This window comes from Streptomyces nymphaeiformis (assembly GCF_014203895.1).
Classification (GTDB): domain Bacteria; phylum Actinomycetota; class Actinomycetes; order Streptomycetales; family Streptomycetaceae; genus Streptomyces; species Streptomyces nymphaeiformis.
The window spans coordinates 333276-353116 of the sequence record NZ_JACHJY010000002.1 but is presented as its reverse complement, the minus strand read 5'-3'; the positions used below and the strand labels follow the sequence as shown (position 1 = coordinate 353116).

The 19841-nt window shown below is 73.6% G+C and carries 9 protein-coding genes; 4 read left to right on the top strand and 5 right to left on the bottom strand.

Going from position 1 to position 19841, the window contains the following annotated elements; translation table 11 throughout:
- Nucleotides 1-21 precede the first annotated feature (21 nt).
- From GGE06_RS07545 to GGE06_RS07535, 3 genes are all read right to left on the bottom strand, one after another.
- Nucleotides 22-7662: a SpvB/TcaC N-terminal domain-containing protein gene (locus tag GGE06_RS07545; protein WP_221517887.1), complete on the bottom strand. Its 7641-nt coding sequence runs from the start codon at nt 7660-7662 to the stop codon at nt 22-24.
- Between the two features lie 141 nt (nt 7663-7803).
- A complete protein-coding gene (locus GGE06_RS07540) occupies nt 7804-9021 on the bottom strand; it encodes a glycosyltransferase (RefSeq protein ID WP_116157272.1) in 1218 nt (405 codons plus the stop codon).
- A 42-nt stretch (nt 9022-9063) separates the two neighbouring features.
- On the bottom strand, nt 9064-9999 hold the full coding sequence (locus GGE06_RS07535; protein WP_116157273.1) for a zinc-binding dehydrogenase: 936 nt from the start codon (nt 9997-9999) through the stop codon (nt 9064-9066).
- 76 nt (nt 10000-10075) lie between these two features.
- On the opposite strand from GGE06_RS07535, the gene GGE06_RS07530 reads away from it, so the two are divergent.
- Complete coding sequence (locus tag GGE06_RS07530) at nt 10076-10741, top strand: TetR/AcrR family transcriptional regulator (RefSeq protein ID WP_184930332.1); 666 nt, start codon at nt 10076-10078, stop codon at nt 10739-10741.
- A 149-nt stretch (nt 10742-10890) separates the two neighbouring features.
- Here GGE06_RS07530 and GGE06_RS07525 read toward each other — a convergent pair whose 3' ends face one another.
- Entirely contained in the window at nt 10891-11526 is a 636-nt protein-coding gene (locus GGE06_RS07525; RefSeq protein WP_184930331.1) for a hypothetical protein, read from the bottom strand.
- Nucleotides 11527-11922: 396 nt separating this feature from the next.
- Here GGE06_RS07525 and GGE06_RS07520 point away from each other — a divergent pair, with 396 nt between their 5' ends.
- Together GGE06_RS07520 and GGE06_RS07515 are read left to right on the top strand one after the other, a co-directional pair.
- Nucleotides 11923-13524, top strand: coding sequence for a hypothetical protein (locus GGE06_RS07520; protein ID WP_184930330.1), 1602 nt, complete (start codon nt 11923-11925; stop codon nt 13522-13524).
- Nucleotides 13525-13927: 403 nt separating this feature from the next.
- Entirely contained in the window at nt 13928-17290 is a 3363-nt protein-coding gene (locus GGE06_RS07515; protein ID WP_376773510.1) for a S8 family peptidase, read from the top strand.
- 38 nt (nt 17291-17328) lie between these two features.
- On the opposite strand, the gene GGE06_RS07510 is transcribed toward GGE06_RS07515, so the two are convergent.
- Nucleotides 17329-18282, bottom strand: coding sequence for a nucleoside hydrolase (locus GGE06_RS07510; RefSeq protein WP_116165160.1), 954 nt, complete (start codon nt 18280-18282; stop codon nt 17329-17331).
- Nucleotides 18283-18427: 145 nt separating this feature from the next.
- Here GGE06_RS07510 and GGE06_RS07505 point away from each other — a divergent pair, with 145 nt between their 5' ends.
- Entirely contained in the window at nt 18428-19819 is a 1392-nt protein-coding gene (locus GGE06_RS07505) for a M1 family metallopeptidase (protein ID WP_116165161.1), read from the top strand.
- Nucleotides 19820-19841: the final 22 nt, after the last annotated feature.

The following is a 19841-nucleotide window of genomic DNA, read 5'->3' as shown; positions in this document are numbered from 1 at the left end:
TCGGGCGTGGCCCCCGTTCCGTCATTTGCGCCGGGTGACGATCTTGTTGAGGTCCGAGGTCTCGTCCTGCAACTCCAGCTTCAACTTGTGCAGTTCGTCGATGAGCGCATTGCGGTACTCCAGCGTGTAGGGGGTCTTGCCCGCCACCGCCTTCTCCAGCCGGTTGAAAATCTCCTCGTTGTACCCCCTGCCGTGCGCCCCCTTGTGGCCCGGGATCGAGACGAGGTTCTCCTCGGCGGTCCTGACCTTCAGGTCGGGCAGCCCCGGCACGCTCGCCTTCTCGAAGATCACCTCGAACTTGGGGGTGAACTCCTTGGGGGACTTGTCCGTGGCGACGTGATGGTCCTGGGGCTTCTCCACGGGCTTCTTGGGCTCCTGGCCCGAGTCGAAGAACTGCTGCCGGGCCGCCTCGTCCCGCTTCTTCTTCTCCGCCTCCGCCTGCGCCCGTTCTTTGAGCCAGGGGTTCGACGGGGCCGGCGCGGCCTTGCGCGGTGCCGCTCCCGTCTGCTCCTTGGTCGTCGTGCCGCCCTTGTCCGGCGGCTTGCCCGCGCCCCCGGCGGAGGTCTTCGGCGGCGCCGGGTCCGGTTCCTTGGGGACCGCCGGGACGAACTTGCCGTCCACCCAGTTGCCGTGGACCTCCTCCGTCCCGGGGTCCGGCTCCGTGCGCGGCGGCGGAACCACCGCCGGCGGCTGCGGCTTGGTCTCGTGGGTGGCGTACACGTAGGCGCCGTAGGCGATGGCGCCGACGACGATGACGGCGGCGGCCAGTTTGAAGTAGCCCGGCGCCACCCTGGCCACGACGCCCGCCGCCTCCAGAGCGGGTGCGGCGGCAGCCGCGGCCGCCGCGTACTTCCCGCCCTCGTCCACGAGCCGCCCGTCAGGGTCGCGGAACCGCACCGGCCCGCACCTCGCGTAGGCGTAGCGGCACGGGCCGTCCGTGAGGCCCGCCGGGTCGCAGCTCGTCCAGCGGCCCAGCCAGGGGGCGTAGTAGCGGGCGCCGAAGTAGCTGAGGCCGGTCTCGTCGTCGCGCTCCTTGCCGGTGTGGCGGTAGCGCTTGAGACCGGTCTCGGCGGCGGTGCGGCCGGACTGGAAGGCGGTCGTGCCGTACGGGTGGTACTCCTCGTGGCCCACCAGGGCGCCGTTCTCGTCGAGTTCGACGCAGACGGACTCCAGGTGGTCGGCGTACCGGTAGCGGACGGCGGGCGGGCCGGCGGGGAGGGTGGGCGTCTCGACGAGGGCCACGCCCTCGCCGGTGTCGCCGACGTGCAGGGTCTCTCGTTCGAGGACCGTGCCGCCCGTGCCGTACTCGCGGTACAGCTCGAAGCCGCCCGCGTAGCGGCGTTCGTTCTTGAGGGCGCCGGCCGCGGTCACCGTCACCTTGCGGACCCGTTCGCCGCCGGAGTCGTACACGTAGTACGTCGTCTCGGGCGTGCCGTCGTTCACCACCTGCCGCGCGGTGGCGGCCAGCCGGTCGCCGTGGTCCCAGCGCATCAGCGGCAGGTGCGGCATGCGGGTCGTGTTGCCGTGCGCGTCGTGGTCGTAGCGGGCGCCGTAGCCTCCTGCCGTCGCGTAGTCGGGCAGGCCGCCGGTCTCGCCGGGCAGGCTGGTGGCGAGGAGCCGGTTGCTGTCCAGGGCGTACTGGTGGTGGCGCCGCCACAGGGCGGGGCCGGGGGCGTCGGCGTCGCCGCCCTCGTGGTGGGCGAGGTGCATGAGGTTGCCGACTCCGTCGTAGCGGTAGCGCTCGACGTAGCCGCGCAGGCCCTGGAGGTCGTTCGGGTGGATACGGGCCCCGGCGAACGGGTAGTCCCGTCGGCTCGTGTCGGGCGGGTCGAGCAGGAAGCCGGTCTGGCCGGTGTGTTCGCGGCCGCTCGCGGCGACGAGCCGGTAGAGCGCATCGTGGGTGAAGTCGCGGCCGTTGCCGACGCCGGCGATCGTGGCGAGCGCGGTGTCCTCGACGCGGGTGATGTTGCCGACCGGGTCGCGGGTGTAGTGCAGGTCCTGCACCACGGACGCGTTCGTGAAGAGCAGCGAGGCCGTGGTGTCGGGGTCGGCGGGCCGGGTCGTGCGCACGCCGGTGAGGCGGAAGGTGAACGGGTCGTAGGTGTACGTGCTGCGGGCGCCGTTGCCGTGGTCGACGCGGGTGCGCCGTCCGTGGGCGTCGTAGTCGACGCCGGTGAGGAACGCGGTGGCCGCCGCCGCGCCACGGAGCCGCACCTCGACGCGCTCGGGCAGGCCCGCCTCGTTGTACGCCCACCGGGTGCGGCTGCCGTCGGGTGCGGTGGTCTCGACCGCGCGGTCCAGGGCGTCGTATGTGGTGCTCGTGGTCAGCGCCGGGCCCGGTTCCAGGAGGGGTTCGGCCGCCTCGGCGATCCGGTCCGGGTCGGTGAGGGCGCCGAGGGCGGACCAGTCCGGGGCGCCGGTGTGGTCGCGGGCGAAGCGGCGGGCAGTGGCGAGGAGGTTGCCCCGGAAGTCGTAGCGCTCGCTGGTCGTCACGCCGGCCCCGTCGTACACGCGGAAGGCCCGGCCGCGCAGGTTCCGCTCGGGCTCGGGGTGGGTCTCGCCGTAGACGCGGTACTCGACGAGGACCTCGGGTCCCGGGGGTGACGCGGGGTCGCGCGGGGCGCCGGAGAGGGTCGTGTCGCCGCTCGCGGTGACGTGGGTGCCGACGGGGCGGCGCAGCGCGTCGTACGTGACGCGGGTGCGGAATCCCCGGCTGTTCCAGGTGAAGGGCAGTCCGTCCGCCGCGTCCCGGAGGGTCCAGCGGGTGCCGGTGTCCGGGCCGTGCTCGACGAGTGCGCGGCCGGTCATGTCGTAGCCGGGGGTGAAACCGCTCGGGGAGAGGTTCTGCGGGTCGTCGAGGGGACGGGCGCCGGGCGGGAGGGGCGGGACGGTGTGCTGGAGCACCCGGATGCCGCGCGGATCGTGGACCCAGAGCGCGGCGCCCTCCACGTCCAGCCGCGTGAAGGTGACGTGCTTCTCGTCGACGCCGTCCGTCCTGTTGTGCGCGATCGTCAGGGCGGTGTGCCCGAGGCTGTCCAGCAGGGAGAGGCCGGGGGTGCCGGCGTGGGCGGCGGCCTGGCGGGCGGCGCGGCGTTCGGCGGGCAGGGCCGAGGTGCTCATCCGGGCGTACCAGCCGTTGCCCGGTTCGAGGGCGGTGTCGTTCTGGTCGTGGTCGGTGACGTGCCAGGGCGAGAAGTCGACGCGGCGGTGGCTGCCGTCGGGGAACTCGGTGCGGATCTGCCGTCCGATCGCGTCGTAGAAGTACAGCGCGGTGACGCCGTGCTCGACGGTCTCCTCGAAGCGGTGGCCGCTCTCGGGCGGGCCGAAGTACGGCTCGTACCGCTTGACCGGGTTGCCCTTGTTGTTGACGACGGTCTTGCCGTCGACGACCCAGCGCAAGGGCCCGCCCGGCTCCTCCGGTTCGGCCTGGACTTTTCTGACCAGGGGGTTTCCGGTGCCGTCCGCGTAGAGGAAGGCGGCCTGGAGGGGGCTCTCGGCCTGCTCGTCCGCGTGTCGCTCGCGGGTGAGCACGGCGGTGCAGGGCGGGTGCTGGGCCCAGAGGACCTCGCCGTCGCGGAGTTCCTCGCCGAAGTGGAAGAGCGATCGGCCGCTCGCGCCGCGCAGCAGCGTCCGGGCGTGCGCGGGGTCGTAGTCGTCGGTGACGAAGTAGGCGGTGAGGGCGGGGAGTTCGGGGTTGAGCGCGGTCGCGTCGAGCCCGTCGAGGTGGTCGCCGGTGCCGTCCTTGCCGCCGCGCGCTTCCGCTGCGGGCAGGCCCAGGGTGTCGAAGCGGACCTCGGTGTGGTTGCCGTTGATGTCACGGATCCTGCGGGGCGCCATGACCCGGTAGTCGTGGGCGAGCACCTCGGTGCGGTTGCCGAGGGGGTCGGTGGTCGCCTTCAGGGAGAGCCCGTACGGGTCGTGTTCGAGGCGGGTGGTGTTGCCGAAGGGGTCGGTCCACCGGGCGGGCAGGAAGAAGCGGCTCGGTGCGTCGGGGTCGTACTCCGAGCCGTCCGAGCAGCGCCAGTACCCGCCGGCGGCGTCCTCGCCGAGGAGCCGTACGGCGGCCGGGCCGCCGAGGTGTCCGCTGACGCTCCGGTCCGCCTGCGCGGCACGCACCTCGGGGGTCGCCCGGTCGCCCAGGAGCGCGGTGAGCATCGCGTCGGTCCGGGCGAGGCCGTACGTCCCGTACGGGAGGGCGCGGGCGGTCAGGCCGCCCAGCGGCAGGGGCGCGGAGAACGTCTCGTCGTAGTACAGCGTGCGGACGAGTTGGAGGAGCCGCTTCTGCGGAGTCGTACGGTCGGGCAGCTGGTGGTGGTCGAGTGCGGCGACCGGTGTCCCGCCGCTCTGGTACCGCTCGCCGAGCCGGAACCGGCGCAGCCCGTCCAGGGTGACCGATCGTCCGTCGCCCGCCTGTGCGGGCCCGATCCCGGTCAGCTCGTAGGTGCGGGTCTCGCACCGGAGCGGGAGTCGGTGCCGGTCGGGATCGGGCGGGAGGGCGTCGGTGGTGCGGCTCTCGGTGTAGACGGCGTGCAGTTCGCCCTGGACGGCGGCGACGAGGGTGTCGGTGCCCGGGGGCAGGAGGGGGTCGGCGAAGGGGGCGGGACGGGTGCGCGGATAGGCGACGGTGACGGACTGGAGGACGGTCCCGTACGGGTCGACGGTGACGTCGAGGGTGTGGGTGACGCGCGGGTCGGGCGCGGGCGCCGGTCCTGTCAGGTCGAGTTCGTAGTGGTGGGCGACGGTCTCGCTCGGGAAGGTGTGGAAGACGGCGTGCTGCCGGCCGGCGCGGGGCTGGAGGAGCCGGATGCGGTGGGCGTGCGTCGTGGCGGCGAGGAGGCGGACCGGTGCCGGGGGCCGCTCGCCGTCCTGCACCGCGTCGAGGTCGAGTTCGTACGTCTCCTCGCGCAGGACGGCGCCCCTGAACGCCCGGAGGGCCTCGCGTCGTGCGCCGGGGTCGAGCGGCATGCCGTCCAGGTCCGGGCCGGGCGGCGCGTACTCCTCGGACGCGCGGACGTACTCCTGCCGGAACGGGTGCAGCGGGTCCCGGCCCTCGACGGGCACCCCGGTGTGGTGCCAGCTGACGGTGCGTACGGGCGGCTGGTGGAGGCGGTGGTCGGCGGTGACGTACGGGCTGTCGGCGTTGGCCGCGGCGAACGTGCCGTAGTCCTCGACGTCGGTCCGCTCCACCCGGGCGAAGCCGCGGAACTCGCGCTCGGTCCCGTCGAAGCAGCCGTGGTGGTAGCTGTAGCGGCTGGTGAAGGCCGTGCCGCGCCACTTGTCGCGGGCGGTCGTCCGCTCGACGACGTGGACGGGGAAGGGCAGCGCCGTCGCCCAGGGCGTGCCGGCCCGGCGGTCGCGCAGGGCGAAGGCGGTGGAGGGCGCGTACGCGATCTCGGTCTCCGCGCCGAGGTTGTTGCGCATCCGGGTGAGGAGATGCGGCTTCACGCCGCCCATCAGGTCGAGGTAGCGCAGGGGGCGGCCGGAGTCCGCCGGAAGGGGTGAGGACCACACCAGGCAGGCCGTGCCGTTGCCGAGCAGGTCGACGGCGAGGACGTCGGTGAGGGCGTCCACCGGGGGCAGTGTCGGGAGTGGCACCGGGGGCGCGAAGTCGTTGCCCGACCGGTTGAAGTGGATCCGCGCGCCGTCGGAGCGGAGGTGGACGACGTCCGTGGCGCCGGAGCCGTCGACGTCGGCGAGGAGGACGCGCCTCCGGTCGAAGCGGTCGGGGTGGTCGGTCGGCGCCCCGGCCATCACGATCTTCGGGCCGAAGCGGCCGTGTCCCAGGTTCGGCCAGTAGCAGAGGTCGCCGTTGCGGATACGGACGAGGTCGGTGAGGCCGTCCCCGCTCATGTCGGCAAGATGGACCGACTGTTCGGCGTCGGCGAAGACGAGCACCGGGCCGCGTTCCTCGTCGCGGGCGCGGGTCTCGCGCCGCTCGGGTCCGAAGCCGTCCTCGCCGAGCGAGGGATGCCAGACCAGGGCGTCGTCCTCGGTGACGAGGACGTCGGCGAGCCCGTCGCCGTCGAGGTCGACGAACCGCAGGTTGGGGTCGGACCAGTCGCGGTCGGGCAGCGACGCGAAGGGGGTGTGGGGCTCCCACGTGCCGTCGGCGGCGTGCTCCTGGAAGCCGGGGTCGGGCCCGGCGAAGCGTACGAGGTCGGGGCGGCCGTCCCCCGCGAGGTCGAGGAACTCGGCCCCGTCGGCGAGGGCGAACGAGGGGCGGTGAGGGACGGACTCGGCCGGCCCGAACCGCGCCCCGGCCGGGGTGAGCGGGCTCAGGTTGCGCTTGTAGAACCAGCCGCCGCCCTGCTCGGAGAGGATGCCCGGCAGTCCCTCGCCGTCCAGGTCGACCCACCGGTACCGGGTGCCGTCCAGGCCGGCGGGCAGTCCGTCCAGGCCGTCCCCGTCGAGCTCGCGGAGCGTGTGGTCGACGACGGCCTCGGAGTAGTCGAACTCGACCGGCGGCACGGACCGGACCCGGTGGCCGTCGCCGTCGCGCTGGTGGCCGCGGTGCGTGACCGCCGCGAGGGTCGTGTGCACCCCGTACGCGTACCGGAAGTCCGTGGAGCGGACGAGACAGCCGGCGCCGACCTCGGGCTCCTCGGGGAAGTGATGGAACATCAGCACGCGTCGGCACAGCCGGTGGCTGCGCACCTCGAAGCCGGAGCGGAACGAGGAGAAGGGGTCGGGGCGGGCGCTCCAGGCGCCCGTGCCGTGCGGGGTGGGGGCGGTGGGGTCGTGCTCGCCGTAGTCGAGGACGAGTTCGAAGTGCCACTGGTCGTCGGCGGGAAGCGGGCGCCGCCCGGTGGCTGCTTCGAGGGAGGACGGCCAGGGGGTGCGGTTGCCGTAGCGGATCCGCTTGAGGTGGCGCTGGGCGGAGCGCTGCCGGTTCCGCTCGTGGCCGGCGGTGGTGTCCACGCCTTCGTCGTCCTCGGGCTTGTACCCGTACGCGACGAGGTTGCCCCGGTCATCGTGGCGCTCGCAGATCAGCCAGGCGAAGACGCGGGAGGGGTCGGCCGGGTCGGCGATCCGGGACTCGAAAGTGGTCCCGTACCAGGTGGTGACGTCGTCGCGGGAGATCGAGCGCCAGCAGACGTCGGTCGGGTCCTCGGTGTTGGTCCAGCGCTCGATGCGGGCGAAGACGCCCTCGACGCGGGGCCGGTAGCGCCGGACGGCGTACGAGCTGCCGCCGATCGTGCGCGGCGGCAGTGCTTCCGGCACCCAGTGGTCGCCCTCGGGGACCAGGACGGGGACGAGGTCCTCCGCGCCGGACAGGATGAACACGTCGGAGTCGGCGGCGTCGTCGTACCGGGGCACGCCTTTGTCGGTCTTCCGGGTGATCGCGGGCAGCCCGAGGCTCCAGCCGAGGCCGAAGGGGCCGTTGCCCGCGCCCGAGTCGTAGGCGAGTACCGGGTCCGGTCCGAACCCCGAGCGCCCGGGGGTGGCCGCGACCGGCACGGTCAGGGCACCGGCGCCGGTCACCGGATCGGCCGCGAACTTCTCGCCGATGCCCTTGATCGCCCCGCCGCCCTTCGGCAGGGACACGGCGGGCGGAGCCTGCGGTGGGGGGCCGGACGTGGGTGCGGACGGGGGCGTGGGCGTGGCCGGGGTGACGGGGCCGCCGTCGGTCGCGCCCGTCATGGATTCGCTGCTGACGGCCACCACAACCCCCACGTGATCATCGGCTCAGGTGCTCGGAAAGCTAGTACACCGATGCTTTCTGCCGCATCCCCGACATACACGCCATTCGAAGCACTCCGCTCGCCCCGGGCGCCGAAGTGCGCCGCACGCGCCCCGCCTGCGTCAGCCGGTGGACCGCGGGCCGATGTGGGCGAGCAGCGCGGCGGCGCCGTCCTCCGCGGCGAGCCCGTGGGCGAGTTCGGCCGCGCGGCGGCGGTGGGACGGGTCGGACACGCAGGTGGTGATCGCGTCGGCGAGGTTCTCGGCGGTCAGGTCCGCGAAGGGCACGGGCCGGGGGGCCGCTCCGAGGGCGTGCAGCCGCGACGCCCAGAAGGGCTGGTCGTACATGACGGGGACGGGCACGGCGGGTGCACCGGCCCGCAGTCCGGCCGCGGTGGTGCCCGCCCCGGCGTGGTGGACGACGGCGGCGGTGCGGGGGAAGAGCCAGTCGTGCGGAACGTCCCCGACGGCCAGGACGTCGTCGGAGTCGGGGCCGACGAGCCCGGCCCACCCCGCCTGCACCACCGCGCGCACGCCCGCGCGCCGCACCGCCGCGCCCACCAGTTCGCCGAGCCGCTCCCCCTGCCCCGCCGCCATGCTGCCGAAGCCGATGAACACCGGCGGCGGACCGGCCTGGAGGAAGTCGACGAGCTCGGCGGGGGGTTGCCAGCCGTCCGGCCGCGCGGGCCACCAGTACCCCGTGACGTGGACCCCGGACGGCCAGTCCTCGGGGCGCGGCACCACCAGCGGGCTGTAGCCGTGGAAGGCCGGCCGGATGTCCCCCGCCGCCGAGGGCGTGCCGGCGGGCAGCCCGAGGCGGTCGCGCAGCCGGGTCACGGCGCCGGCGAAGACCCCGTCGGCGCGCTTCAGCACGTCCCGGCCCGCGGCGAGGTTGCCCTCGGGGCCGAGGCCTTCGGCGTTCCGCGCATGGGGTAGCGGGAACTCCCGGGTGGCGAACGACGGTACGAGGTAGGTGCCGACGACCGGGACGCCGAAGGCCGCACCGGCCGTCCGGGCCAGCGGCGCCGGGCCGTGCGCGGTGAGCAGCAGATCGGCGCCGCCCGCGACGGCGTCCGCCACCCCGTCGGCGAGCCCGTCCGCGTACGCCCTGGTCAGGGCCTGGACCTCCGCGCGCGAGGCCGCCCGGGACCAGTCGCGGATCAGCGCTTCCGGGTCCCCGGGCACGGTGCGGTGCTCGAGACCGCACCCGGCGATCAGTGCGGCGAAGGACGGGTGGGCGGCCACGGCGACCTGGTGGCCGGCGTCGAGCAGGCGCCGGCCCAGGCCGGTGAAGGGGGCGACGTCTCCCCGGGATCCGGCGGTGATGATCAGAATGCGCATGGCGTCATCCTCCTCCGGGCCGGCGTCGCCGACGCTCGGATTTCAGCTCTGGTCGAGGGTCAGCACCGCCTTGCCGTGGAGGTCTCCCGCGAGCAGGGCGGCGACCGCGTCGGCGGCGTCGGCCCAGCCGCCCCGCCAGGTGATGCCCGGGTCCAGGGTGCCGTCGGCGACCCGGTGGGCGAGCCAGCCGAGGTCGCGGTCGAGGCCGGTGCAGGAGAGGAGGAAGAAGGTCACGACGGACCGGTCGTGGCGGCCCTGGTCGCCGAACAGCGCCCCGAACGGGAAGTCCTCGCCCGTGCCGGCGGAGTGGCCGAGGGCGACCAGCGTGCCGCCCTCGCCGAGGGTGTCGTACGCGTCCACGAGGAGCGGTCCGCCGACCAGGTCGACGACTCCGTCCACGGGCCGGGAGACCTCCTTCGGCGCGCGGACCACCTCGTGTGCTCCGAGGCCGCGCAGGAGGGCGCCGTTCGTGGCCGGGGAGCTCGTCGACGCCACGACGCGGGCGCCCGCGGCCCGGGCGAGCTGGACGGCGTACCGTCCGACGCCGCCGGTCGCCCCGGTGATGAGGACGTCGCGTCCGAGGAGCGGGCCGAGGCGGTGCAGGGCGCGCAGGGCGCTGGTGCCGGCGACGGGGACGGTCGCGAGGGCGGCCGGGTCGGCCCCGGCGGGGGCGACGCCGATCAGGGCGGTGTCGACCGCGCGGAGTTCGGCCCAGGCGCCGTCGGGCATCAGGGTCACCACGGGGGTGCCGGCGGCGGGTCCCGAACCGTCCGCGGCGGCCCGCTCGACGACGCCGGCGGCTTCCCAGCCGAGGACCGAGCCCGTCGGGGCGGCGGCGAGGCCGAAGGCTATCTCTCCGGGGTTGAGCGAGGTCGCGGTCACGCGGACGAGCGCCTGGTGGGGGGCGGGTTCGGGGTCGGGGGCGGTGCCGAGGCGGAGACCGCCGGGGGCGGAGGGGTCGACGAGAAGGGCGCGCATGGAGGACCTCCGAGAATCTGCCACTGAGTGGCATAAGCCTATAGGTAGCGTTCGCCGCTCGGATACAGTGAGGGAGATGACGGCCGAGAGCTCCCCTACGCCCCCCACGTCGCCCACGCTCCCGCTGCGCGAGCGCAAGAAGCTGCGCACCCGGCAGACGCTGATCGACACCGCGCTCGACCTGTTCGGCGCCCACGGCTTCGACGGCGTGACGCTGGACGGGCTCTGCGAGGCAGCCGAGGTGTCGAAGCGGACCTTCTTCCGCTACTTCGACAGCAAGGAAGACGTCGCCATGGCCCCCACGCAGGACCTGTGGGCGGCCTTCCTCGACGTCCTGGAGACGTGCCCGGCCGACGGCCGGCGGCTCCTCGCGCTGTTCGAGGACGCCCTCACCGAGGCCATCGGCCGGATGCCGGCCGACGGCTGGGCCGAACGCGTCCTGGCCTCCCGCCGCCTCGCGGCCCTCACGCCCTCGATGGACGCACACGGCCTCGCCTTCTGCGACCGCACGACGCGCTCCGCACTCGCGGTGGTCGAACGCCGCTTCACCCTCCCCGGCCCCGACGGCCGGCTGCACGCCCGCCTGGCGCTGGACCTGCTCGTCGTCCTGTTCCACCGCACGCTGGACGCCTGGGTGACCCAACCGACCGGCCACACCCCCGACGACCTCGTCCACCGCCTCCACGCGACGGCAGCGGAACTCCCGTCGGCACTGACCGCGACGGCGGGCCCGCAGGTCTGAGTCCGGCGCCGTGCCGCATGGGGGCGTGCGCGTTCACGGCGTACGGACGCGAGACGCTTTCGGGGACGTAGTCATGCTTGAACCCTGGATGCGCTGCCGACGGGCCACGGACCGGACCAGCACACACCGGTGGTCCGGTCCGTACGCCTTCAGCCCACGTGCACGGCGACGCCGCACAGGCCGAGGCCCCGGCGGGCAGCCGTGCGCCACACCCGCAGGGGGCCGTCGAGGACGGACTCCTCGTCCTCGATGTAGTCCAGCCAGTCCTGGGCCTCCGCGGCGGCGCGCCCGGCCGGGGTGAAGGTCAGCGCGCGCTCGACGCGCGGCAGGCTCTCGCGCACCTGGGCGGCGGTGAGCAGGAAGGTGCCGCACCAGCCCGGGAGCAGTGCCGCGCGGGCGGGGCCGATGGCGTGGAACAGGGACGAGACCGCGTACTCCTTGCTGTGGACGGAGATGAACATGCCGTCCTCGTCCTGTCCTTCCCACACGTCGTCCAGCACGGAGAAGGAGGGGTCCGCGCTCCCGGCGCACACCTCGTCGACATGGCGACCGGGTGCGGTGAGGTCCTGGAAGGACGCGATGGCGGCCCACGCGTCCCTGTCCGCGCGGCCGAGGGCGTACCAGGTCCGGAAGTCGGGGAGCGGCTCCTCCCGCCAGGCCGACCAGCGCCGTTCGGCATCCGGGTGGGCGCGGTCGGCCCGCATCGCGGGGAGGAGGCGTGGGGAGAGGTCGGTGATGACCTGATCGGTGTGGCTGCTGATCGCCCACGCGCTCGTGAATCCCATGTCCGGGACGCTACCTCCCACCACCGACAAGACCGTCGAGCCGCTTGACCATGACGACCACGCCCGGGCCCGTGTGTTCGTCCGCCGGGCGGTCGATGCCGTGGGCGCTCATCGGCCCATGCCAGGACACCCCTGACCGCCGGCCCGCCCGCCGTGTGGATCTTGTGGGGATCGGTGACGGGTCTTGCACCGAACCGGACGACGGGCGGGCGTCCCCCGGCCGTCCTGGCAGCCGGACCCTCGCTCGCCCGCGCGGTATTCATCGACTGATTCACCGTCAAACAGGGCGCATGCATGCCGTGTTACCGACGATTCGGGCACGGTTGCGCTCCTCTCCGGCGTTCTGGAACCCTCCGTTCGACTTAGCTGACACACCGACAACGGAGGCAACCTCCCATGCCCTCACGGCGCATACGCCGCGCCTGGCTCACGGCGGCCCTCGCGGCCTCGCTCGCCGTCACCGGTCTCGTCGCTCCGGCCCAGGCCCAGGACGTCCCGACAGGCTCCTCGGACCCCACGGTCCAGGAGCCGCTCACGACCGTGGCCGCTCCCCCGGCGCTCACGGCCGCCGGCTGGACCTCGCCCGGCGGCACGGCCGACGCGAGCGACTTCACGATGTCGCCCGGCGCGCTGAACTCCGAGACCACCACCCGGGTCGCCCGCCTGGACTCCGTACTCCCCAAGTCCGGCGTGCAGAACCTCCTCGCGGGGGCGAACCGCACCGTCACGCCCTGGTGCTCCCGCGACCCGTTCGGCACCGCTCCCGACCCCGACACCAAGTACTGCCTGCAGAGCGACGACTCCACCTCGCCCGAGTGGATCCCGCAGGGATTCACCGGCGTCTCCGACGCCCAGGACGACGAGTTGTGGGGCACGGCCGGGAACATCCAGCTGTTCGCCTCGTACGACGGCTCGGACCCGGGCCGGGAGACCGACCCGGATCCGGCGACCGGTGACTGCACCGAGGCCGAACTGGCGGCCGACGACGCCTGCAACCAGAAGGGCGTCCGGATCACCTTCGTGCAGAGCCGGACCAACCCGGCGACCGGCAGCCCCGAGATCAAGTACCGGCACGTCCTGCTGGGCTGGACGTACATCAACTCGGCGGACCACGTCTCCTTCGACGGGCTGCACGCCTCCGAGTACCCGATCCAGAAGGGCGTCCACGCCGGCGGGATCGTCTGGTACGGCAACTACCTGTACGTCGCCGACACCCGCAACGGCCTGCGCGTCTTCGACATGCGCTACATCATGGACCTGGACCCGGACGGCGACCCGAGCACGCACGACGCGATGGGCGCCGACACCGACGGGGTGAAGACCACCGCCGACGTGCAGGACAAGACGAAGGTCGGCCGGCACGACAACGTCTGGTACAGCTTCGGCTACCGGTACGTGATGCCGCAGGTCGCCGCGTGGAAGTTCAAGGCGGCGCAGGGCAACCCGGCGGGTTCGTACGCCTGCGTCCCCACCGGCGCCCCGAAGGCCTCGTACATCTCGCTCGACCGCAGCACCACCCCGGACCGTCTGATCATGGGCGAGTACTGCCGCCCGGCGCCCGGCTACCCGTCCACCGGCCGCGTCTCCTCGTTCGAGATCGCGGCCCTGGAGGGCCGCACCGCCGACGTCACCTCCGAAGGCTGGGCCAACTACCTGCCGTTGACCAACGGCGGCGCGCAGGGCGCGACCGTCCACGACGGCACCATGTACGTCAACGAGTCGAAGGGCACGGACGAGCCCGGCCAGCTCTGGCGCTACGGCTGGAGCACCGACAAGCAGCTGGTCACGAACGGCCGCCTGCCGATCAAGACCGCCCGGGGCGCCGAGGACCTCTACGTCGATCGCGGTACGGGCCGGCTGTGGTCCCTCTCCGAGCACCGCCCCGGGTCGGATCCCGACTGCACCGCGAACCGGGACGCGGCCGACCCGGTGGGCACGGACTACTGCCAGCGGGTGCTCTACGGGCACAAGCTGAGCTGGCTCGACGGCCAGCCGTAACCACGGGGACCCGCCCCTGCCGTACCCGGACGGAACGCCGTTCCGTCCGGGTACGGATACGGCCAAGTGGACGGTCGCGCTCCGAGCACTCGGGACGCGCCCTCCGAAATCGCCGTGGGGCCTGCCCTGGAGGGCGATCCGCAGAGGCCCACGCCCGTCGCCGTCGCAGAAGGATCGTCCCGCTGTCACAGTGCCGTCACACCGTCATCGTCGCCCCGTCGCACCCGCGGCCCGCACGATGGCCTGAAACCGTACGACTGAACGCCCCTCCCCCGAACCGTCGTTGATCACGCCTGTGTCGCCTCACATACTGCGCTGACCGACGGCGGGTGCTCTGGCACCGCCGGCCGGATCCGACCACCCGACCTCGTCCCGAGCTCCTGGGGGAGACTTGCGCGCACACGTGCACAGAGCACGCGCCTTCACCGTCGCGGCGGCCACATCGGTGGCCCTCGTCGCAGGCATGACCGGCCCCGCGACGGCGATCGCCGTCCACGCGGCGGCCGCACCCGACACCGCCCCGCGCCTCGGCGGCACCGAACGGATCCCGCTCGTCACCGGCGACCACGTGGTGGTGAACGCCAAGGGCCGCATGGTGGGCTTCGAAGCCGCCAAGGGCCGTGAGCACATACCCGTACAGGTGGAGCGCACCGGGGACCACACCCTCGTCGTGCCCGCCGACGCCCGGCGCCTGATCGCCACGGGCCGCCTCGACCAGCGGCTCTTCGACCTCGACGTGCTCACCGACCCCCGGCTGCGCAGGAGCCAGCGCGCCGGGCTCAAGCTGATCGTGCGGTACGAAGGGGCTGCCGGCGCCGCTCGCGCCGAGGTCCGCGCGGCCGGCGACACCCAGGTGCGGCGCACGTTCCCGACGATCAACGCCGATGCCGTCCGCACCTCCCCGGACGACGTGGCCCGGATCTGGGAGGCGCTGACCGACCGGCAGAACACCGGCGCCCGCATCGCCGCGTCCGGCATCGCCACGGTGTGGCTGGACGGGGTGCGCGGAGCGAGCCTGGACCGCAGCGTCCGGCAGATCGGCGCCGACAAGGCCTGGGAGTCCGGCTTCGACGGCACGGGCGTGAAGATCGCCGTCCTCGACACCGGCGTCGACAGGACCCACGCCGACCTGAAGACGCGGGTCGTCGCCGAGAAGAACTTCTCCGCCTCCGCCGACGCCGTGGACCGCGTCGGACACGGCACGCACGTCGCGTCCATCGCCGCCGGCACCGGCGCCGCGTCCGGCGGCCGGTTCAAGGGGGTCGCGCCCGGCGCCGAGGTGATCAGCGGGAAGGTCCTCGACGACGAGGGGTACGGGGACGACTCCGCCGTCATCGCGGGCATGGAGTGGGCCGCCGCCGAAGGCGCGGACGTCGTCAACCTCAGCCTCGGCGGCCCCGACAGCCCCGGCACCGACCCGCTGGAGGCGACGGTCGACCGGCTCTCCGCCGAGAAGGGGATCCTGTTCGCGATCGCGGCGGGCAACGAGGGCGAGTCCGGTCCGTCGTCCGTCGGTTCGCCGGGCACCGCGGACGCCGCGCTGACCGTCGGCGCCGTCGACAAGGACGACCGGCTCGCGCCCTTCTCCAGCACCGGTCCGCGGGCCGGTGACGGCGCCGTCAAGCCGGACCTGACCGCGCCCGGCGTCGGCATCACCGCGGCCGCCGCCGCGGGCAGCATCATCGACACGCGCCCCGGCACGCCGCACCCCGCGCCGGGATACCTCCAGATCGACGGCACCTCCATGGCCACCCCGCACGTCGCGGGCGCCGCCGCGATCCTCAAGCAGCGGCACCCCGACTGGAAGTCCGCCGAGCTCAAGGGCGCGCTGACCGGCTCCGCCGAGGGCGGCGCCTACACCGCCTTCCAGCAGGGCACGGGGCGCGTCCAGGTCGACCGGGCGCTCGCGCAGAGCGTCGTCGCCGAGCCGGTGTCGCTGAACTTCGGTACGGCGCTCTGGCCGCACGCCGACGACAAGCCCGTGACGAAGAAGGTCGCCTACCGCAACCTCGGGACCACGGACGTCACCCTCGACCTGTCGGTGTCCGCCCTCGACCCGTCGGGCAAGCCGGCGCCGGCCGGGTTCTTCGCGCTCGGCGCCTCGAAGGTGACCGTGCCCGCCGGCGGCACGGCCGAGGTCGACCTCGTCGCGGACACCCGGATCGGCGACGCCGACGGCTCCTACTCGGGTTACGTCACCGCCACCGGCGCGGGCCAGTCCGTCCGTACGGCCGCGGTGGCCGTACGGGAGGCGGAGTCGTACGACCTGACGGTCCGGACCCTCGGCCGCGACGGCGCCGACGCCCCGTACTTCGCCAACACCCTCACCGGCGTCGACGGACCCGCCACGGGCTTCCAGGCCCGCGTCGACAACGAGCCGGGTGCCCACACGATCCGGGTGCCCAAGGGCACGTACACGTTCAACACGGCCGTCTACCAGGACCCGTCGGACTACGCCGCGGGCACCGACTGGATCGCCCAGCCGAAGCTGGACGTCTCCGCCGACACCACGGTCGTCGCCGACGCCCGCACCACCAAGCCGGTGGACCTCACCGTGCCCGGCATCGACAAGGCCGACTACGCGGGGACGTACTACGAGGTCGATTCCCCCAGCGGGCGTGTCGGCAACGGCTGGGTCCTGCGGGGCTTCACCGGCTTCCGCACCGCGCACCTGGGTCCTGCGGTCACCGACGGCTCGCTCCTGCAGACCTGGGACGCGCACTTCCTGAAGGACGACACCAGCCAGTACTCGGTGGCCTTCGGCGGCAAGGTCGGCACGGTCGCGACGGGCTACACCCGGCACGTGAAGGCGGACGAGTTCGCCACGCTCAAGGTCGGTCTCGGCGCCTCCGCCCCGGGGAAGACCGCGCTCGCCTCGCCGTACGCCCATCTGCCGGGCGCACCGGAGGGCAACGGCTTCTCCGCGCGGCAGGCCGCGCCGGGCACGCGCACCTTCTACGTCTCCACCGCAGACGGCGCCCAGTGGCTGACCCGGTTCAACCAGCTGGGCGAGCCGGACCAGTGGGGCTACCCGGCCTTCGAAGGCGGGTACGAGATGGCCCGGCCGAAGCGCTACGAGGCCGGCCGGACGTACCGGGAGAACTTCAACACGGGTGTCTTCGGCCCGCTCCTGGGCGAGGGCACGGGTGTCTTCCGTACGGCTCCCGACCCGGCCACGGGCGAGCAGCAGCTCGTCGGCTCCGTGCCGCTGTTCGCGGACGGCAAGGGGCACCCGGGGTCCGTCCCGTACACCTCGGCCAGGACGACGCTGTACCGCGACGGCGTCAAGGTCGCCGAGAACGACGATCCGCTGACCGGCTCGCAGCCCTTCACCGTCGACGGCGGCGACGCCCGGTACCGGCTGACGACGTCCGTGGAGCGCGCGGCGAAGGTCGCCGCGGCCTCCACCCGGATCGAGGCCGGCTTCGCCTTCCGCTCGAAGCAGGTCGCGGCCACGACGGCGCTGCCGGTGTCCACGGTCCGCTTCGCGGCCCCCGTCGACCTCTCCTCACGCCTCCCGGCGGGCACGACGGTCCTGGTCCCCGTGACCGTGCAGGGCGCGGCGGCCGGTGCGAACCTCGGGTCGCTCGCCGTGTCGGTGAGCTACGACGACGGGAAGACCTGGCGGTCCGTGAAGGTCGTCGGCGGTCTGATCTCCGTGAAGAGCCCGGCGAAGGACGCCGGCGTCTCGCTCTCCGCCGAGGTCACGGACAAGCAGGGCAACGCGTCGACGCTGACCGTCCACAACGCGTGGTTCGGCAGGTGACGACGGGCCGGTAACCGGTCGCGCCACTCGGCGGAGGGTCAGCAGGCCGGCCCTCCGCCGAGCACGCGTACGGCTTCCACGATCAGATCCCAGAACGCGTCCGCGTCGACCTCCATGCCCACTTCCGTGTCGGCGGGCCGGCCGGTCACCCCGTGCAGGTCCACCACCGTCGCGCCCCGGGTGTGCGTGCCGTTCAGCTCCACCCTCACCGCGGCCCGCACCAGGCTGACGAGCGACGGGTTGACGAGGTGGGCGACGGTGAGCGGATCGTGCAGCGGGGGCGCGTCGAAGCCGTACACCTCGCGGTACGTGGACGCGAAGTAGGTCAGCAGGTCGACGCAGAGCCCGGCCAGCGGGGTGCCGAGCGCGGCGATCCGGGCGACGACCTCGGCGGTGGCCCGCACCTGGTGGGTCGCGTTGAGACCGAACATCGTGACCGGCACGCCGCTGCGGAAGACGATGTCGGCCGCTTCCGGATCGCACAGGATGTTGAACTCGGCCGCGGGCGTGGTGTTGCCGCGCTCCGTCGAGCCGCCCATGAGCACGATCCGCTCGATCCGCCCGGCGAGCTCGGGGTGGGCGAGGAGGAGGACCGCGATGTTGGTGAGCGGCCCGGTCGGCACGAGCGTCACCGGCGCCGGGTGCGCGAGGAGCGTGTCCCGGACGAGGGTGAGGGCGTCCCGCGGGTCCAGCGGCACGTCGGGCTCGCCGACGCCGAAGCCGGGGCCGTCCAGGCCGGAGTCGCCGTGGATGTTCTCGGCGATCCGGGGCGGACCGTGCAGCGGGCGGTCGCGGCCCGCGGCGATCGGGACGCCCCGGATCCCGGCCACCGAGCAGACCCGGCGGGCGTTGAGCGTGGTCTTCTCCAGCGTCTGGTTGCCCGCGACGGTGGTGATCGCGAGCAGGTCGATCGCGGGGTGCGCGGCGGCCAGGAGGATGTTGAAGGCGTCGTCGTGACCGGGATCGCAGTCGAGAATCACGGGAACCGGCATGCCCTCACCGTGCCACATGCGCCCCGGTGTGCACAGGACGCGGGCTCGGCCGGGTGACGGGCGGCGGCCGGATCTCGCCTCTCCCGGGGTACGGGGTGCCCGGAACTCGCCCGTCCGGGCGTACGGGCGTTCTAGCGTGCCCGGCATGACCTCGCCCAGGTACCGGCGTGCGCCGCTGCTCGCCCTCGCGGCCGTCCTGCTGCTCCTCCCCGGGACCGCGGCGGCACAGGATCCCGTGGCCCCGCCCGCTCCTGCGGAGGTCGCGACGCCCGACCGGCCCTCGTACGACGTGTCGCTGCGCTCCGACGCCGACGGCATGCACTGGACCGGACGCCAGACGGTGTCGTTCCGCAACGCCTCCCGCACTCCCCTGCGTTCGGTCGACGTACGGCTGTGGGGCAACGGCACCGACAGGTGCGGAGCGCCCGGCGCGCCGTCCCCGGTGCGGGTGAGCAGGGTCGCCGGCGGGGCCCCGCGGCCGTTGGCCGTCGGCTGCACCGCACTGCGGATCGACCTGCCCGCGCCGCTGCCGTACCGGGCACGGACGAGCATCTCCTTCGACGTCTCGATCGCCGTCCCGCACCGGATCCACCGCTTCGGCCGGGACGGCGCCCACCGCTATCTCGGCAACGCGCTGCCGCTTCTGTCCGTACGCGACGCGCGGGGCCCGCACCTCGACCCGGACGTCGGCTTCGGAGAGAGCTTCTACACCCTGACCGGCGATTTCCGGGTGGTGCTCGACCACCCGGACACGCTCGTCGTGCCCGCGACGGGGACCACCACCCGGCGCGCGGGCGCGCCCGGTCGCACGGTCAGCACGAGTGTGGCGCGCGGGGTGCGGGACTTCGCGTGGGCGGCGGGCCCGTTCAGGACGAGGAGGGTGACGACGCCCGGCGGCGTACGGCTGAACGCGTACTGGACGGCCACCACGTCCCCCGAGGGCGTCGCCCTCGACCTGAAGAACGCCGTGGGCTCCGTCGACGCGTTCGGGAAGCGTTTCGGGCGCTACCCCTACGGCGAACTCGACCTCGTCATGAGCAACCGCCTCGCCGACTTCGGCAGCATGGAGTTCCCGGGGCTCGTGCTGCTGTGGACCGAACCGGAGGGCTCGGCCGTCGTGCACGAGATCGCCCACCAGTGGTTCTACGGCATCGTCGGCAACGACCAGTTCGCGGCGCCGTGGCTGGACGAGTCCTTCGCGCAGTACGCGAACCAGACGTACTACCGGGACGACACCGCCACCTGCTGGGAGGACCAGGGTTACTGGCCCAGCGGGACGGCCGCCCTCACCCGGACCATGGGCTACTACGCGGACGGTCACCGGTCCGAGTACGTCCAGGTCGTGTACATGCGCGGCGCCTGCGCCCTGCACGACCTGGAGCGCGTCCTGGGCAGCCGGACGATGGCCGCCGTGCTGCGCGGCTACGTGCGGGACCACTGGCAGGGCGTCGCCACCACCGCGGACTTCAAGCGCGCGGCCCAGGCGGCGACGGCGAAGGACCTCGGCCCGTTCTGGACGGAGCACCGGATCTTCTGACGCGGGGCCCGGTGCCGGGATC